Genomic DNA, 17,909 nt, shown 5'->3' on the forward strand with positions numbered 1-17,909 from the left:
CCTTTGGAGTTGGTGTATTTAAACAGATGAAGTTTCACTAGCTTGAAACATTGAAGGTTAGGAGAGTCGGCTGGGCGGGCGCTCCGCGAACGGAACGTTACTGCAATCGCTGTTGTATCCAAATTTGGATACATAGGCGAAGGCTGACACTTCTCCGCAATCATTCCGTTCTCTCCGCTGCTATCAGCGGCAACGTCAACACCAACGTCAACTTCCTGGAGTGAAAGAAATATTAAAAGAAAAAAACGTATTAGACAGAATGTTTTTATTCCAGGAGGCTGTTCTAATTGTCATATCGTCAGACTTCATAAAATAGTTTTAGCCTGACGCTAAAAATTGAAACAGCGACAGCAAAGGACGAGAAAATAAAGTCCTAGACTGTCGCTGTTCCAATGAGCTAACGTTACCCGTTGAATGACATGTTCTAATTTATGATACGGTTCTCCGTATCGCTCTAACGGCCAACCAAATTATAAAAACATAACAGTTCAAATATATACACCTACAAAGAATCAATCCAAATTCTTTGTAGGTGTGCATCATAATGGGTTTCAGGTCTGGGCTAACTATTTCGTTCCTCATACTCAAAGGGTTCTTCACAAGAGTAAATGTCATGGAAAAATCCCTTATACGGGATATCGTCCTCCAAACATTTTATGAGATACGACAATTCCTCGTCACACTCCGGTTCCTCACCGATGTTCTGCATTACCTCGAAAGCATCCACAATACTTTCCATAATGCATACTTGAATAAATAAGGGCAGCCTATCCAACATTGAATCTTCGAGTTTGGCCTCGGATCTATATCCAGCGAGGACGGTTTCAAAATAATCATTCATAAACTTTCTGCGTTTACCGGCGTCTGGTTCAGAATGAGTCCAGCCCACTCCGTGAGTCCAGAGACTTGCCAGGTCATACATATACCAACCGAAACATGAATTATCGAAATCATATACGGTTATTTGCCCGGTATTAAAATCTATCGAATACTTCCCATCGTTATAATCAAAATGAATCATACCGAAAGTTTCCTGATTCATGTCCAATCCTTTTAAAATATTGAGGATCTGTACTAGTTTTTCCTTAATCAGGGATAAGGAGTCAGGAATCAGTTTATCGATATATTCAGCATTAAATTTATCAAAAAAACTATAACGGCGATGAACAGGCGTATACCTTTTTGATATTTGGTGCAGTTTCCCCAGAACTTTACCGCAATTATAATAATATTCAGTAATCGGAGCTCCATCCCGGTACCGATAATACCGCCTCCACCATGTGCTCTTCCCTTACACTTACCACAGGGTGAAATCCTGGGAATTCATGGGCTAGAGTGAGGATACTGAATCATTTCGAGGGAGCAGAATGAGGATCTGTCATCTATGGTACGGTTCTACTTAGTGGGGCCGCGTAGCACGTGATCTTGCTTGTCCAGAGTGTCAATGTCCTCGTATGTCAAGCTCACTTAATGGATAGTCACTGCTGCCCCAAGTATAAACAATATAATAGTTAATTAGTTCTTCATCTGCTTTCAATGCTTTGAATTTCAAGTGACCATTAAGAAAATCAATTGTATCACTCACTTGCTGTTCAACAATGTAACTCCATTCATTCTCGCGATATTTTGAATAATACTTATTTAATTCTTCCAAAGTTAGTTCCGATTTAATTAGAATAGCGCCAAAAAATTGCATTCCGTTTCCATTCCCAATTAATTTTCCAGCTGATGATATATCATCTATCCATTCGGTTTTGTCTGGCAGCGATACTTTTACTAGATCTTTTTTTATGGAATTTGCAATATGATTGTTAATAAATGGAGTGGATATGACTGTTAAAACAAGAGCAACTACTGTAGTTAATAAAACGATTGTGAATGTTTTTTTCAAATTAAAACCTCTCTCAAAAAATATGAATATCCTTACGAACCAGGACTACGCTAAATTCAAGCCTAACCCTACCTTCACATTCCGAATTTACGATACGAGTTCAACAGCCTGTGGTAATATCCTTTCGTATTCCTTATGTAACACATAATGCTGGACGCCTCTCGAAGAGTTAAGGGCTTCCCTGGCGTGCTTGACCGCAGTTTCGATGCAGCCAGCTTTGAGTTCAATTTCCGCGAGCAGTGCTGATCTCATCCAAGGCTTCTTGATGGATTCAAGATGTTTTCGGGCCTGAGCACTCTCCCCGTCCTCCGACAGTAGAATCGTTTCGTAATATGCCCGGTAATCAGAATAGCGGATGTACGGTACGGCTTCTTGAACTGCAGTCATATCTTTGCGATAAACGCCGTATGCCGCCTTGTACGATGCCTGTGCTGCTGCCTGCTTATATTTGCTCATAAGCTGCTCCATAATCGTTCTTGCTTCATCCTCAAGTCTGTTAGCAAAAACATAATTAATATAGAGTCCAGGCGTGTTTTTCTGGCTGCGTAAAAAGGATTCCACGCGATCCACACGCTTTTCCAAAGCTAACGGATAAATGAATTGGATTATAAAAAAAATCAGGGTAGCCATCACAGCAGTTCCTACTATCAAGACTGGTGAATAGTCATTGATTGCCATGAATAAGACCAACACGAACAAGACGAAATAAAATGAAATTTTCCACCAAAGATGCTTCATTATAAATCTCCTTTTAAAATCGTAATTAGATAGTTTGAGGAAAAGAAACATCTTCATCAGGCCAAGGTTCTATTGTTTTTATCGCGCTCAATGGAATCAGAAGACGCTTATCTTCTCGAGCCTCGGTCGGCATGATAACAATAACATTGTTAAAATAATAATAACCCCTTAGTTAGATGTGACGAAGGAATGAAAGGGCAATGACCCGTTGAGACATGGGAGTGAAAGTCGCTAGGGGCGACATGGAGACGTGCAGAATATGGAACAAATTGGGTGATAAACTCTCACCTTTATTCCTGCGAATTCATAAGCCTGAGCGAGAAAACTGAATCATATTGAGGGAGCGTAATGAACTTTTCGATGCATCATATTACAAATCTAAAGTTTTAAAGAGAAATGGTTTACCTTTTAAGTAATTTCTTATCATAGCTTGAGCATAAGCCTGCTCTTCCTTAAGTCCCTCTGTTTCCCTCGGGTCAGGGGCATGGTGACAATAATTTTCGATCATGACCATCACAGTAAAACTCTCCAACGCTGGGAGCCAGTCAGCTTCTAATCTCAAAATTGTCTCGTAACCCTTAATTAATAATTCCCTTTTTAATGGATAAATCCCTAGAATTGTATGTGCTATATCATAAAGAAAATAACCAAACCCACATCTCCCAAAATCGATTGGACGAGGTTCACCGTTATAAAAAATAATATTTCCTTGGTGCAGGTCCCCATGGATTAAGCCATAACTTCTGCTATCTTTGTGAAGTTGGGTAATCCAAGAGAGTATCCTCTCAGCCGCTAATTGATACAATTGGAATTCTATATCTGACAGGAAACGATCATAATATTTTTTCAAGCGGCTCATAGCTCGTCTAAAGCTCTGCTCCCCCCAATTGGGTCTCGCGAAATTAGGTGTCAACTCAAAATCCATTGATGTTTTATGGAGTTTTGCTAAGAGAATTCCCTCTTTAAAGATTTGCTCATCAGATAGTCCTCCACTCGCGTGCGTCCCCTCTACCCATCGCATCAACGAAGCGAAACTATAGTAACCATCCTCTTGAACAATTCTTAGAGTCTTGAAACCGTCGCGGTCTAATATTCCTTTTGGAAGAGTAATATCGAATTTCTCATTCAAATAATCTAGCCAATCAATCTCAGATATTATTTCTTTTTCACTCATTCCCCAATGAATACGGAGTAAAAAGGATCCATTCTTACTTGTATCAATTTGAAAAGTACATGTATCGGAGAATTGGATGAAACGTATGTGCTCCCAATCTAAGTTGTAATATTGAAGTGCCTTCAAAGCTGCTAGCTTCGACTGCGAAATCGCCTTCCCTATTTCATTTTCAGATGCCATCATAAATAACCCACTCATAACCTTCCTCCAACACGGGGTGCCCCCGTAAATTTAATCCATATATCACGGCGTTAAAGTGTCCCGTTAGTTCAATAAAATGAGCAGCTAGCATCCGCTGAGCATAGAAAGACCGCCATTGAAGGCGGTCTAAAAAATTTATCATTTCTACCCGAAAACCCTAATTAGAGCGTCTCAACCAATTTCTGAATCTTTGAGTGGGAAATTAAATATAAAGGACCCATTATGTCTATTTTGCCGTCCTTCACACGCATAGCGCTCTCCTGTTCTGCCGCATAAACATCAATCTCTTCAGACAAGGGGAACAGGTAGCCTTGAACAAACGTGGCGTAGTCGCGTTTAGAATGAGATTCATAGGCAAAATGATTAAAGCCAATACCATCATAAATAGTACTTGTTTCAACTTCATAGCCAGTGTTTTTCAAGCTTAACCATTTTGCAGCCATGTTTATCGCACCGGCGCTAGCACCCATTATAACGGCAATGCTGTTCTTAATAACATCCGATAATTCATATTCCGCCAAAAAATCGTTCTGCAAAATAGGATCTCCACCGCATAAAAAAATGACAGAAGCGTTTTGAATTAATCGCTGGGCATCTTCCTTCTGCATGCGGTAATCAATTAAATGATATTCATCAAAAATAATGTTAGCCTGATTTAACCATGTCCTTTCAGAAACATCATCAATGTTAATTTGCTCACCTTTATAACCAGACGGTTGAGCGCTAATCATAACAAGCGATTTTCTATCTTTTATATCCTCATGCAACCATTGGACCAGCTTCTCTGGGAAAAAATCATTAAACCAACTGAGATAGTAGTGAGTACTCAAACTTAATTACCTCCATATGTATTATTTACATTCATCCATTCTTAACGAGAAAACATATTATGCAAGCTAGAAAGATGAACGGTTCTTCAGCCATTTCACTTACATTCCCTTGTACACTTTTCATAAATTCAGCTTTACATTACCATAACCTGGAATTGAAGGATGTGAAATATGTATCCACGTTAAACTGCCCGTTAGAATTCCTGTAAACTGAATAATTTGGAGTTTGAACAAAAACGAGCGCCTCGGTAAGATAGGGTTGCACACGAGGTCATTGCCTCAAAAAGCCCATCTAGGAGGTCGCTCTACTATGAAGTTTAATCCCATCTTGTTGTCGGCGTAGACATAGCACAGGAAACACACGTCGCTCGCGCAGTCAGCTTTCGTGGGATTGTACTGGGTTCACCACTAGACTTCAGTAGCCACCGTAAAGGTTTTGAGCTATTTGGACGTTGGATTCAGGATCTGTTGAAGAACTACAACCTTAACAAAGTCATTGTAGGCATGGAACCTACCGGACATTACTGGCTGAGCCTAGCTCGCTGGCTTACTTCTCAAGGGATTGAAGCTGTTCTCGTAAACCCTCACCTCGTTAAAAAGAATAAGGAGAATCGCGACAATACCCATCTAAAAGCGATCGTAAGGACGCGCTTGTTATTGCAGATATGATTAAAAACGGATACTACTCTCCTGTACGTTTTAATCCAGAAGCCTACGAGGAACTGCGAATTCTCATGGCAAACCGGGGCACCGTCACCAAACGGCTCAACAGTGCTGTTAACCAGATTCATCGTTGGGTAGATATTGTGTTCCCCGAGTTGCGACAGGTCTTTAAAATTCTTACCTGCACCAGTGCCATCGCAACACCTAGGCTCTTCCCTCTACCGAACGAAATTAGTCGACTAACGACTGAACAGGTCCTTACCGGCTGGAAGCATTACGTAAAGCGTCATTCCGGAGTTAAACGAGCTGAGCAACTCATTATGCTAGCTAAATGCAGTGTTGGTGCGACTCAGGCGCTCCACGCTTACAAGCTTCATCTGGGCCAACTACTTGAGGAGTATGACTTAACACAGCGCCAGCTGGAACAGATTGAGACTGAACTCCATCTCATCCTCGAACGTATTCCCTACGCGCAGAAGCTGCCTCAAATTCGAGGCGTTAATGCAACGAGCTTAGCTGGCATACTAGGCGAAGCTAAATTCCAATATGGTGAACTAGTGATTTGGCACACTCGTTTGTCCCTAGTGATGATTCAATTAGAAAGAAGTCCGTAACTTATTTATCAATTCTAACCATGTAAGCAGCTGCGTCCCAAGTCACTTGGGAACCAAATGTCTCTGAGATAAGTCGGAGTGGGACAAACACACTGCCATTGACGAAAACTATTTTCTTGGCTGAGGACAGTGTCTGCCCGTTTATCGTCGCTAGTCCACTTACAGAATTTAAAGTAAAGGTAGATGTGCCGTTCTTAGCGATGACCGATCTCGTTTTCACATCCCATTCAAGCTTCATACCCATTTGCTCAAAAATCCCTCTTATGGGAACATACACGGAATCAATCAGCAATAGCGGCGGCGTCGCCATTTCTACTTCTTCACCATTTATAGTAATACCGATCGATTTTTTAACGAATTGGGGTAGCTTGATTTCAAAATCTAAAACCCCAAGTCCAGTCTGACCAAACTCATTCGTGCCCCAGGATAGGACATGTCCATCTCTCAGCAGTGCATACTGGTTGCGCCCACCGTTAGTAATGGATACAGCGCTTGAAATACCAAGAACTTGTGTAACTTGAGGTTCTCCCCGCTCATTCAAATTCCATTGCCATACGGTACCGTCTGCTCGAACTGCAGCGTTGGTGCTAATGGATACAATATCTTTTAGGTTTTCAATTTGAAAAGGCTCCAATGTCGGCAGGTTTGGCATGACCCATGCTTGGTTCTTCCAGATCCACACCGTGCCGTCCCCTCTCAAAGCAGTTCCGTAAAATTGATCAACTGCAATAGCCTTAAATTCTCCATCTCCTTTCAGCCTCGTTGGATTACGTACGACATCTGATTTGTCTCCGCCATATGCCGCCAGACCCCAGACCCACACTTCCCCACCATTGCCCAATGCAGCCGAAGTATACATTCCTGCTGATACCGAAACTACCTTGGGCAAGTTCTTGACCTGTACAGGTACGAGGGAATTGGTACTTGCACCATCACCAACTTGACCGTATTGATTGCCCCCCCACCCCCACACGGTACCATCGCTCTTCAGCGCTAGACTATGATCACTTCCAGCCGAAACTATGATTACATCAGACAAGTCTCTTACTTGAACAGGTTCTACAAAGATCGAAGCAGTCTGTTGACCGTTACCAAGTTGACCGTGCTCGTTGCCTCCGACAGCCCAAACTGAACCATTTTTTTTCAAAATCAACGAATGTCTATCCCCACCTGATATTTTGAGTGCATCCTCAATATGCATCCTAACCGGAGTATAAGCAGGCGTTTTCGCCCCATTGCCGATTGAGCCGTATCCGCCTCCCCACGCCCAAGCACTCCCATCTGACTTGACGGCGTATGCTGACCTGTTCCCAGCATCTAGCTGAACGATATCAGTCAGCAACCTTTCTTCTGAAGGTTTAGAGACTACACTCGCTGCCTCACCTATCGTAGGTGTAAGTACGGTCAGGCTAAGCAACCCTAACGTTACTATTTTTCGAAAGACCTCATGTATGCCTGTTCTTTTCAATATAATCCTCCCCTTCTTAGGCATTAACCCAGATTAACTCATTCATTTATTTTCCAGATACCTATTATATTCTCTATTTTATACCAACACCCTTCAATATCATATTTCAATATAGCTATTACGTTATTCTGCCCGTTAACGTAATAAACGGCTGCTTGTGGCAACCACAAGTACCGTCTTGTATTAGGATTTATCTTTGACATATCCTAAAAACGTCATCTTTCCATTTTCGTTCTCAGCAATACTGTATGGATGGACTTGGTCACAATATCTGCGTACAAATAATCCTTCGCCAACCGGATAAATCTCTATATGAAGATTGCCGACGAATCTCGTAAAGTATAATTTTCCGTTAATTAATTCAACTTGGATCTTATCTTTCAAATAAGTTCCGCAACACTCTTTAAGCTTGCTTTCATCGATGGGAAACTCCTCACGTTTTGCCGGATTCTCTACATCAATATAATGCAGAATATCTGAAAGAGCATTGCCCAGTCTATATTGACTTATAGCCTTGATGAAAAGGCACCCGATCCATCTGGCCGGCTGCCTTCGTGTATTGATTGAACTATCGTTCCCCGTTAGCCATACATGCATTAATACAAAGAGCAAGTCACGGCAGCCCCAAATCATCCTCAATCTTTTACTTAAGCAAACGTATAACATATCAAGCCAGACTGGATTCCTTAAGGATTAAAAGCTTTTCCTTTGGAATACTTCTTTCTAAGTCACCATTCTCAACGTCAATTGCTTCCCAATCTGAAAATAAAACAAAATCAGATGTGACGGGCAAAATCCCACTCCAATCTAATGAGTTTAATTGATACGCAACTTCAAAACGAACATCTTGACAAGCCTCCCAATACTCTTCCCACTCATTGTCTCCAATTTGCTCCACAAATTTCTCCTGTTTCTCTTGGAAAGAAGAAAGCACTTTTTCAAGTCCCACTTGATATTCAACAGGCATCTCACCAGAATTCCACAGATACCAAAGTTCTTGTGGGTGCTCTTCTTTTATCATCTTGTCTCGATATGATTTAATACCCAAAGTGATTAATCCAAGTACGGGTTCGTAATCGGTTCCAAGAAGAGATATATAACATACTTCATCAGATTCATCCAATTTAATTTCCTTAACGGCAACCTGAATTTCACGCAACATATCTTTCTTCATCTCTTCAAGGAGTTGGTTTTTGCCCATTTTTTCACCTCAATATATAATTTAGATATACTTATTTTCTTCATCTCGACTCAACTATCCTGCTCGTTAGTTTAATGAAGTGACGGTAGTCTAATACTTTATTATCCAGTCAAAAACATTATTTTCTTCTGGCAAGAAAGACAAATATCACCCTTTTGAAGTGGGTGTAAAAAGATGAAGTTTCGCGCAACTTAAAACTTCAGGGGGGTTAGGGGGTTATTTCGGAGCGAAGCAATCGAAATAAACATGCCAAAAAGCGTTTGCTGTGTATCGCAAACGCTTTTTGGATTGCCACCCTGCTTAGGCGAGGTGATGAGAAGTAACGAAGGGGAATATTGGAGCTGGAGAAGCGTTAGTGGTCGCCCGAAAGCTTTTCGTAAGAAAAGCTCGCTTCGTAAGCATACGCTCTTCTCGGATTTCTACCGCGAACAGCGGTTTAAATCAGGAAATCCGAGAACAACAGCGATCGTAAGCTCAATATTCACCGCAGTTACGGCTCAATCACCGAGCCAATTTATTTTTTCGATGAATATTTACGCATATCGAAAGCAACGGCTGCGATGATGATCAAACCTTTGATAATCAACTGATAATAAGGGCTGATGCCGATAAAGGTCAAACCATAGTTGATTAGGGTGAAGATGATAACACCGACCAGAACGCCCGGTACAGTACCGATACCACCTGTTGTGGATACACCGCCGACTACGCAGGCTGCGATCGCATCAAGCTCATACATGTTACCATAGTTGTTTGTAGCTCCGCCTGTTCTAGCAGCTTCAAGCACACCAGCCAGACCGTACAAAGCACCGGCAATAGCGTAGATGTAGATCAGGTTCTTGGAAACGTCGATACCGGATACTTTAGCAGCTTGCATGTTACCGCCGATAGCGTACATGTTCTTGCCAAGTTTTGTTTTGTTAAACAATACCCAGACAAAGGCGGCGACTACCAAGGCTATAATTACGATATACGGAATGGAATACTGACCGCTGCCAATAAATCCGGATCCGATTTTAGTGAAGTCAGGACGAAGACCGCCGATAGGTTGCGATTGGTTCGGGTCCATATCGAAGTACAGGGAGTTAACACCGTATACGATAACCATTGTACCCAGCGTTGCGATAAACGGTGGAACATTAAGCTTGGAGACAATCAGACCATTCACGAGACCGCATATCAAACCTGCAATGATCGCAATGATAATAGGCAGTAATACATTTAGATGCGGAAGATCTGGGAAGAAACGACGGGAATAATCTGGAATTTGCAACATGGAAGCAGAGATAACTGCCGTGAAACCTACTACCCGACCTGCAGACAAGTCTGTACCAGCCGTGATGAGGATAAAAGCAACACCTAGTGCGATGATAATCCGCGTGGACGATTGAATCATAATGTCACGCAATGTGTTTACAGAAATAAAGGCTGGTTCGTATAAGGCAATACCCGCAATAAGCAATACCAATACGATGTAAATTGCGTTCTGTGTAATAAATGATTGAGCTTTTTTAGCGTTCATTAGTAGTGTTCCTCCTTAAAGTTACGCGGAGCGTAGCTCTCTTCGTAAGCATTCACCAGTTTTACTTGGCAAAACTGTCTTCGAAAGCATAATCTTATTTTCCTATCCTAGTGCTGTGCAGCGAGACGCATAACTTCGGTTTCCGTAGCCTGCTCGCCTTCTAATATACCTGTCAGTCTTCCTTCTGACATAACCATGACCCGATCGGACATTCCGAGAAGTTCCGGCATTTCAGAGGAAATCATAATGATGCTCTTACCTTGCTTCGCCAAATCAGCGATGATCGTATAAATTTCGAACTTAGCTCCAACGTCGATACCGCGTGTTGGCTCATCGAGAAGAAGAATTTCAGGCTCGGTGAGCAGCCATCTGGCTAGCAATACCTTTTGCTGATTACCGCCTGATAAGTTCATGATTTGAGTTTTAGTCGTTGGTGTCTTGGTACGCAATTTTTCAATCATTCTATCCACTTCTATTTTTTTCTTCTTACCATCAAGTAGAAAGTACGGTTTCTGATAACGGTCAAGGTTTGCAATCGCACCATTCTCGTGTACGGACAATACTGGGAAAATACCCGTTACCCGCCGCTCTTCGGTCAGCAATGCCAATCCATGCTTCTTTGCATCTTTTGGTGAATTGATTTTTACCTGTTTTCCACCGATTGAAATCGTACCTGACTTAATCGCACGTAGACCAAACAATGCTTCAATTACTTCTGTACGTTGAGCGCCTACGAGTCCGCCTATACCGAGAATTTCACCACGTCTCAAATCGAATGAAACGTCTTTGAAGGATCTTGGTTCAGGAGAAGTTAAACCTTCTACTTTCATGTAGACTTCACTTGGTACGTTAAAACGTTCCGGGAAGCGGTTGGTCAAGTCCCGTCCTACCATCTTGGAGATAATGAGGTCGGTTGTCATCTCTACTGCGGGCCAGGTACCGATTTTTTTACCATCACGCATGATAGTGACATCGTCGGAAATTTCGAGAATCTCTTCCATCTTGTGAGATATATAAATAATGGCTACGCCTCTTTTTTTGAGATCACGGATTATCCGGAATAAATGCTCCACTTCCACGCTTGTTAGGGATGAAGTTGGTTCGTCCATTACAATAACGCGAGAATGAAAAGAGACTGCTTTCGCGATTTCAATGGATTGGATTTTGGATACGGACAGCTTGCCCACCAAAGTTTCGGGATTCAGATCGATATCCAGATCCTTAAAAAGGTTCTCCGTATCAGTGTACATTTTTTTGTGATCAATGAACTGAAGCGGCCCGATTCCTCTGGTCGGAAAACGTCCTAACCAGATATTTTCCATAACACTACGGAATGGCACAGGGTGCAGCTCCTGGTGAATCATTGAGATTCCGCTTTTGAGTGCATCGTTAGAGCTATTAATGGAGGCCTTTTCGCCGTCCAGAAAGATTTCACCGGCATCCGGTGAGTAAATTCCGAAGAGACATTTCATCAGTGTTGATTTCCCTGCACCATTTTCGCCCATAAGTGCATGAACGGATCCAGGTTTTACTTGCAAGCTTACACCATCTAGTGCTTTAACGCCGGGAAATTCCTTCGTGATGTTTTTCATTTCCAGCAAAAACTCGCTTTGAGCCATTTTCTTACGCCCCCTAAGTTTTTTTTTTATGAGAGGCACAGCGGTTCTATCCTGTTCCCTACCCGAAAGGAAGTTCCGGGGAGCAAGCGCTCCCCGTCCACCCTTTATTTAAAGAATTTTATTATTTTACTTCATCAACGTTTTCTTTAGTGATCTTTTTGTAGGAGATCCACACGTATTGGTTGTCAGTGATGTCAAAGCCTACGTTATCTTTTGTTGGTGTTTCGCCTTTAGCAAGCAAAGCGGCAACAGTGATAGCTGCTTTACCTTGGTTGTTAGCATCGTTCAAAACAGTACCAAGCATTGTGCCATCTTTAAGAGCTTGAACAGCAGGAGCAGTAGCATCAACACCTACTACAGGCATATATTTGTCGCCAGTGAAGTATCCAGCAGCTTTCAAAGCTTCGATAGCTCCAAGAGCCATGTCATCGTTGTTAGCTAGAACAGCTTCAATTTTGTCGCCGTTAGATCCCAAGAATGCAGCCATTTTTTCTTGACCTTTTACGCGATCCCACATTGCAGTATCTTCAGCCAATTTTTCAACTTTGATTCCAGCATCTTCGATAGCTTGGATGGAGTAAGTTGTACGAAGCTCAGCATCTTGGTGTCCTGGCTCGCCTTTAAGCATTACATATTGAAGTACTCCATCTTTGTTCTTGTCAGCTTCTGGGTGTGCTTTCCAGTAGTCAACAACCAGTTGGCCGGACATTGTGCCTGACTCTTCTGCTTTAGCGCCTACATAGTATACTTTGTCCCATTTCTTCATATCTTCAGGAAGCGGTTCGCGATTCAGGAATACAACTGGAATGCTTGCTGCTTTTGCTTTGTCGATGATAACGCCGGCAGCTGTACGGTCAACCGGGTTGATCAACATACCGTTATATTTTTTTGTAACGAACAAGTCAACCTTGTCATTTTGTGTTGGTTGGGAGTTTTGGCTATCCACGATGTCTACATCTGCAATACCTTCAGCAGAAGTTTGGATTGCGTTACGAACACCAGTCATGAAAGTGTCGTCAAATTTGTAAATTGCTACCCCAACTTTTGGAGTTTTAGCTGCATCGGCAGCAGGAGCAGTAGTTGCTTCAGCAGCATTGTTACCTGTGTTAGCTTCTTTGTTGTTGCCGCCGCAGCCTGCAAGAGCAGCACCCAGCAAAGCACTAGCGAGTAATACGGAAGTGATTTTTTTCATTATTCATTGACCTCCTGATTATATTTCTTTTTTGTTATCCCGTGTTGTCCCGGGTACATCCTTATTATGCATTACTTGAAAACGGTTGCGAATATAAAATACTACTCTGTTTTATGAAAATTCTAATGTACTGCCCAGACTCTTATAACAATACTCATATAGTTATAAAATCCTCCTTTCATTTTGAGGAATCAGGTTATCTGACGAACGGAAACAACAGCTTCTGGTTTTCCGGCCACAACATATTTTCCAGATCAATGAGCTTCGTACCCGTATCCACCCGATCTGGCACATCTATACCTTCTGTTACCTCTACAGCATGCTTCACAGCCAAATAACCGTTACTAAAAGGGTTTTGGATTACCGCAGCTTGTACTGTTCCGTCCTGCAGCAGTTCCATCATGGCTGGAGAGCTATCAAATGCAACCATTTTTATCTTATCCAATTCTGAGTTTTGTATGACTTTTGCTGCTCCCTGAGATGCAATTTCGTTCAACGTTGCTATGCCGCGTAAATTCGGATGCTTAATGAGCATAAGTCGTGTAAGGTCCTCTGCATCCTTAATCTCTGAATTGGTGTAAGAGATCTGAACAATATGAACCTCAGGGTATCTGGCTGCGTAATTCAAAAATCCTTTCTCTCGTTCATCCGCATCCCTGGCTCCTAGATCCATGGAACTAGAGGATTCGTCCTCCTCGTGGGAAGACATGTTAGTAAAATTAATAATCCCGATTTCACCGTATCCGTTCAGAAGCTTTATAAGCCTTTCTGCGGATTTTTGTCCGGCTTCATAACTATTCGCTCCCACGTAGGTTGTAACTCTAGCCGAACCAACCTCTGCATCCACCGAAATTACAGGTATTTTGTAGTACGATGCTTTATCTACAACCTGCGCAAGTCCCATATAGCTGCTGGCTGCCAAAATAATAGCATCGGCTTTTGCCGAAATGGAGTCCTCTACCATTTGTATCTGATCCGTGACGTCGCTCTCAGAATTTGGGGCCTTAAAGGTCAAATTAACATTGAACTCTTTCGCTGCAGCCTCCGCCCCCTGCTTGACGGTATTCCAGTATTCCCCTCTGTTCATCTTCACGATCATATGAATATTATGGGTTTCACTACTTTTACCAATATAGGTAGGTGTTGCGCTAAAGCAGGAAGTAACTGTTACCCAAAGGGCAACGCACAGCAGCAAGGTTAAGCCAAATCGAACTTTTTTCATTCAGGAGTCCCTCCCTCTTTAACTATAGGGGCTTCTTGGTTGATTAAAGCAGGAAATGTAATGGTGACGGTTGTTCCTTCTTCAATTTCACTTTCAAAAGAAAGCCCGTATTCACGTCCGAAGTATAGTCCGATACGCTCATTGACATTTCGTACACCTACACCGGATCCGCCTCCGCTCTTGCTTCCCCCTGTCAAAATCCCTTTCAGAGTTTCCTCCGACATCCCCAGTCCGTTATCACAAATCGAAATTTCTACAATGCCTTCCTTAAGTTTTGCCTGAATAGAAATTAGACCTTCATCCGGCATCATCTCAATACCGTGATATAGGGCATTCTCCACAATAGGCTGCAAAATAAGCTTAATGGTCTGATAAGGCAAAACTTCCTCGTCTGCAAATATCTCAAAGCGAAATTTATTCTTGAACCGGAAGCTCTGAATAACCAGATAATGCCGGATATGATCCAGCTCCTCTTGAATGGTTATGATATTCTTCCCTTTGCTTAAGCTGATACGGAAAAACTTGGATAGAGACTGAATCATCGTTACCACTTCATCTGTTTTACCGCGCTCCGCTAACCGGATAACCGAATTCAGCGTGTTATAGAGAAAGTGAGGATTGATCTGCGATTGCAATACTTCCAGCTCACCCTTCCGCTTGGTCTCCTGTTCATAAATAATTTGATCCATCAACTGGCGGATACGCTGCAGCATTAAGTTGAACCTTTTGGAGAGTTGTTCTACCTCATACGTTCCACTGACATCTATTGGAGTGTTCAAGTCTCCCTCTCCCACCTGCTTAACCGTCCGTTCCAGCTTGCGGATTGGGCTTGCGATCAGAGCAGACATGAGGACTGAGGCGATAATCACACCTAGGATGACAACAGCCAAAAAACCGGCTAGAAACTGATTTAAGTCTCGCTTCGTGGTAACAATCTCGTCGTAATACGCTACACCCACGATCTTCCAGCCTGTCTGTGCCAGAGTACGAACGGTAATAAAACGTTTCTCCCCGGTCGATTCATCCAAATAGCTTCGATAAGCATATTCAAGGACCGGTTCCACATTCTCGTATTTTAATCCGGCATAAATAAGCTGCTGTTGAGGATGGTACACAATATTACCTAAAGGGTCCAGGATGTAAGCGTATCCTCTTTTGCCTAGCTTTACCTGTTTGCTTAGCTCATCGATCGTCCGAAAGTTAAAGTCTATCAGTAAAATCCCGGTTTTAAGTACTCCATTCTCTCTGTACTGTACCAATTTGCTCATGGAGACGACCCATGTATATTGATTCTTGAATAAATTTTGAATATGCGGGGGGGAAAATGAGATTTCCGTGGTACGCGTCGGTGCAGTGAACCAGCTTTGGTTCCCCAGCTGCGTATTATTGCGCATCGTCGTATTCGGCACATCAAGTACCAGTTTTCCCTGGGGTGTAAACAATGCAACAGATACTAAATCTTCCCGTGTCTCAAGAAGAGTGGACAGCCTTTCCTTTAGGAGCGGAGTATCGATGGATGAAGTCTGGGAGATTTGTTCCTCTGCTTTCTCATAGATATTACGCATACCTTTGACATACAGCTCCAAGTTGTAGTTCACCTGTTCTATAATTTGCTGCATATTAAGATTAGCATTGTCTTCAGCGGTCTTAGCAAACTTGTTATATAGCATAAAACTCACAATAACCGCTACAAGAACGGCAACGGTTGTGAAGGTAACTGTAATTAGGAATTGGATGCTGCGCAGCTTGGAGGAAAGCCGAAGCTTCCCTCCCTTGCGCCGCTCAGGTCGTAGCGGAAAAAAAGCCTTCTTCATCGACATGGCTTATCCTCCCCTGGAGCTGTTTTTGTACTCTTTAGGAGATTGTCCATATTTTTTGCGGAAGCAAAAGCTGAAGTAATTCGGATCAGCAAAGCCGATTTTCTCCGCAATCTCAAAAGCCTTAAGCTCTGTTGAACGCAGCAAGTCCTTTGCGGCCTCAAGCCTAATTTGCAGCAGGTAGCTGACAAAAGTCATTTTCGTTTCTTTTTTGAAGATGCTGCTGAAATAACCTGTGCTGATGTGGAGATGCTGACAAACCTTACCGACTGAAATATCAGATTCCTCATAATGGGCCCGGATGTACCCTTTAGCCTGTTCAATCAACAGTTTATAGCTGGACTGCCGCTCCGTAGCGATATTATCCATAAGCCGGGTGCATACCGAAATGATCCATTGTTTAGCCTCACCCATATTATTAAAGCGGTTCATGACCATTAGTGAAGAAAAGCCAGGTCCAAACAACTCTGTGGTCTCACTGCCTGCTTCTTTGGCTACACGCAGGATCGATGTCATAATCTCCAGCAGAAAAATTTGATAGTCCTGGGTGGAAACCTGATCCACATCCAAACCGCTGAACAGTTCATCGATGGTTTCGGTTAACTCCTGCACGGTACCCAGCTTCAGGGTTCGAATCAAAGCCTGTTCAGTCAACTCATCATAGGCAAGCATCCGATTAGAGCGGGATTCAACATCCTCAATCCAGATCACCCTATTGTTGCCCAGAACAAGCCGGTAATCCAAGGCCTGCGAAGCGTCTGTGAAAGAATTGAACAACAGTGCCGCGGATTGACACACCGTTCCGGCTCCTGCGGTAATAGTCAGCTTCAAAAATCGCTGCACGCTCTGTCTAATTTCCTCTAGAATCGCAAAAGTCTTGCCGGTAATCTCTGCCTCTTCCAGCGTTCCGCTCACCGAGAGCATAACGATATCATCTCTATGGATAAACACCTTGCCAAAGTCGTGCTTCATGCAGATTTCCTCGGCGATATTAAGCACAGCGAACAGCTGTAAATTACGATCTCCAGTATCTCTCAAGGAAACCTGTCTTGTTCCCGAGATGTTAGACTGTCCATCCCCGCGGATATAATCCACACTTATTACAGAAGCCTGAAATAAGGCGCCGGAAAGCTTCAGCCCGTATTCTGCACTCTTCTCGGCAATCTCCGCAGAAGGAAGTCTACGGGAAACAAGGGAAGACAGGAATTGCTCACGAAGTACAGGCAGACTTTTACGATAATGTTCGCTGAGAACATAAACATTTTCTTTCTCGGAGATCTCAGCTTCAATCTGTTCTCTTACCTTAATCAGGATGTCTATCAGTTCCTGAGCAGAGAAAGGCTTCAGTACATATTCATCGATTTGCAGCTTGATGGCCCGCTGGGCATATTCAAATTCATCATATCCTGTTAATATAATTATTTTTGTATTCGGATGGCGACTGCGAATCCACTCCGCAAGCTGCAGTCCGTTCATAAATGGCATCTGAATATCAGTTACAACTACATCCGGCATGAGTCGGTCAATCGATTCTGCCGCCTCTCTTCCGTTCTCCGCCTGATCAACTACTTCAAAACCGTATTTTGCCCAATCGATCTGAGCGATAATCCCTTCTCTTACATCTTCTTCGTCTTCAACCAAAATTAATTTATACATGCATTCATCCCTCTTTGAATATGGTTATATTTCGTTTTCACAAGTCACATATTAACTCTATTCTATATGATACATTCGACACGATCTATGTTTAGTTGCGA

General features: G+C 42.7%; 14 protein-coding genes and 1 pseudogene. 1 reads left to right on the forward strand and 14 read right to left on the reverse strand.

Annotated features, from left to right (window positions below; translation table 11 throughout):
- Window positions 1-562 precede the first annotated feature (562 nt).
- The 5 genes from PWYN_RS23695 to PWYN_RS23715 all read right to left on the reverse strand — a co-directional run bounded on the left by PWYN_RS23695 (window position 563) and on the right by PWYN_RS23715 (window position 4,834).
- Complete coding sequence (locus tag PWYN_RS23695) at window positions 563-1,240, reverse strand: phosphotransferase enzyme family protein (protein WP_276203449.1); 678 nt, start codon at window positions 1,238-1,240, stop codon at window positions 563-565.
- 201 nt (window positions 1,241-1,441) lie between these two features.
- Window positions 1,442-1,891 carry a hypothetical protein gene (locus PWYN_RS23700; RefSeq protein WP_036656990.1) on the reverse strand — a complete coding sequence of 150 codons (450 nt, stop codon included), beginning with the start codon at window positions 1,889-1,891 and terminating at the stop codon, window positions 1,442-1,444.
- An 87-nt stretch (window positions 1,892-1,978) separates the two neighbouring features.
- Window positions 1,979-2,629, reverse strand: coding sequence for a hypothetical protein (locus PWYN_RS23705; RefSeq protein ID WP_036656993.1), 651 nt, complete (start codon window positions 2,627-2,629; stop codon window positions 1,979-1,981).
- 370 nt (window positions 2,630-2,999) lie between these two features.
- Window positions 3,000-4,001, reverse strand: a complete 1,002-nt coding sequence (locus PWYN_RS23710; RefSeq protein WP_036656997.1) for a phosphotransferase enzyme family protein — start codon at window positions 3,999-4,001, stop codon at window positions 3,000-3,002.
- A 164-nt stretch (window positions 4,002-4,165) separates the two neighbouring features.
- Window positions 4,166-4,834 (reverse strand): Type 1 glutamine amidotransferase-like domain-containing protein, encoded by a 669-nt coding sequence (locus tag PWYN_RS23715; RefSeq protein ID WP_036657000.1) that lies wholly within the window; start codon window positions 4,832-4,834, stop codon window positions 4,166-4,168.
- Between the two features lie 324 nt (window positions 4,835-5,158).
- Here PWYN_RS23715 and PWYN_RS30820 point away from each other — a divergent pair.
- A pseudogene (locus PWYN_RS30820) lies at window positions 5,159-6,081 on the forward strand (IS110 family transposase); the annotation flags it as partial.
- 31 nt (window positions 6,082-6,112) lie between these two features.
- Here PWYN_RS30820 and PWYN_RS28365 read toward each other — a convergent pair.
- The 9 genes from PWYN_RS28365 to PWYN_RS23765 all read right to left on the reverse strand — a co-directional run bounded on the left by PWYN_RS28365 (window position 6,113) and on the right by PWYN_RS23765 (window position 17,808).
- On the reverse strand, window positions 6,113-7,579 hold the full coding sequence (locus PWYN_RS28365; RefSeq protein WP_052088355.1) for an RCC1 domain-containing protein: 1,467 nt from the start codon (window positions 7,577-7,579) through the stop codon (window positions 6,113-6,115).
- A gap of 183 nt (window positions 7,580-7,762) precedes the next feature.
- Complete coding sequence (locus PWYN_RS23730) at window positions 7,763-8,191, reverse strand: hypothetical protein (RefSeq protein WP_240479819.1); 429 nt, start codon at window positions 8,189-8,191, stop codon at window positions 7,763-7,765.
- A 55-nt stretch (window positions 8,192-8,246) separates the two neighbouring features.
- Complete coding sequence (locus tag PWYN_RS23735; protein WP_036657004.1) at window positions 8,247-8,780, reverse strand: hypothetical protein; 534 nt, start codon at window positions 8,778-8,780, stop codon at window positions 8,247-8,249.
- Between the two features lie 514 nt (window positions 8,781-9,294).
- A complete protein-coding gene (gene mglC / locus PWYN_RS23740; RefSeq protein ID WP_036657007.1) occupies window positions 9,295-10,302 on the reverse strand; it encodes a galactose/methyl galactoside ABC transporter permease MglC in 1,008 nt (335 codons plus the stop codon).
- 107 nt (window positions 10,303-10,409) lie between these two features.
- A complete protein-coding gene (locus PWYN_RS23745) occupies window positions 10,410-11,921 on the reverse strand; it encodes a sugar ABC transporter ATP-binding protein (RefSeq protein ID WP_036657009.1) in 1,512 nt (503 codons plus the stop codon).
- 121 nt (window positions 11,922-12,042) lie between these two features.
- Window positions 12,043-13,113 (reverse strand): galactose ABC transporter substrate-binding protein, encoded by a 1,071-nt coding sequence (locus tag PWYN_RS23750; RefSeq protein ID WP_205622789.1) that lies wholly within the window; start codon window positions 13,111-13,113, stop codon window positions 12,043-12,045.
- Window positions 13,114-13,309: 196 nt separating this feature from the next.
- Window positions 13,310-14,335 (reverse strand): substrate-binding domain-containing protein, encoded by a 1,026-nt coding sequence (locus PWYN_RS23755; RefSeq protein WP_036657014.1) that lies wholly within the window; start codon window positions 14,333-14,335, stop codon window positions 13,310-13,312.
- Window positions 14,332-16,149: a sensor histidine kinase gene (locus tag PWYN_RS23760; RefSeq protein WP_084147021.1), complete on the reverse strand. Its 1,818-nt coding sequence runs from the start codon at window positions 16,147-16,149 to the stop codon at window positions 14,332-14,334. The genes PWYN_RS23755 and PWYN_RS23760 overlap by 4 nt, the downstream gene beginning before the upstream one ends.
- A 9-nt stretch (window positions 16,150-16,158) precedes the next feature.
- The gene (locus tag PWYN_RS23765) at window positions 16,159-17,808 is read right to left on the reverse strand and encodes a response regulator (protein ID WP_036657016.1); all 1,650 of its coding nucleotides are present in this window, start codon (window positions 17,806-17,808) and stop codon (window positions 16,159-16,161) included.
- Window positions 17,809-17,909 lie beyond the last annotated feature (101 nt).

Source organism: Paenibacillus wynnii (assembly GCF_000757885.1).
Lineage (GTDB): Bacteria > Bacillota > Bacilli > Paenibacillales > Paenibacillaceae > Paenibacillus_AQ > Paenibacillus_AQ wynnii.

Coding starts and splice junctions, on each gene's coding strand:
- PWYN_RS23705 (WP_036656993.1), bottom strand. CDS start 2,629: ATGAAGCATCTTTGGTGGAAAATTTCATTTTATTTCGTCTTGTTCGTG.
- PWYN_RS23710 (WP_036656997.1), bottom strand. CDS start 4,001: ATGAGTGGGTTATTTATGATGGCATCTGAAAATGAAATAGGGAAGGCG.
- PWYN_RS23735 (WP_036657004.1), bottom strand. CDS start 8,780: ATGGGCAAAAACCAACTCCTTGAAGAGATGAAGAAAGATATGTTGCGT.
- mglC (WP_036657007.1), bottom strand. CDS start 10,302: ATGAACGCTAAAAAAGCTCAATCATTTATTACACAGAACGCAATTTAC.
- PWYN_RS23745 (WP_036657009.1), bottom strand. CDS start 11,921: ATGGCTCAAAGCGAGTTTTTGCTGGAAATGAAAAACATCACGAAGGAA.
- PWYN_RS23750 (WP_205622789.1), bottom strand. CDS start 13,113: ATGAAAAAAATCACTTCCGTATTACTCGCTAGTGCTTTGCTGGGTGCT.
- PWYN_RS23755 (WP_036657014.1), bottom strand. CDS start 14,335: ATGAAAAAAGTTCGATTTGGCTTAACCTTGCTGCTGTGCGTTGCCCTT.
- PWYN_RS23760 (WP_084147021.1), bottom strand. CDS start 16,149: ATGAAGAAGGCTTTTTTTCCGCTACGACCTGAGCGGCGCAAGGGAGGG.
- PWYN_RS23765 (WP_036657016.1), bottom strand. CDS start 17,808: ATGTATAAATTAATTTTGGTTGAAGACGAAGAAGATGTAAGAGAAGGG.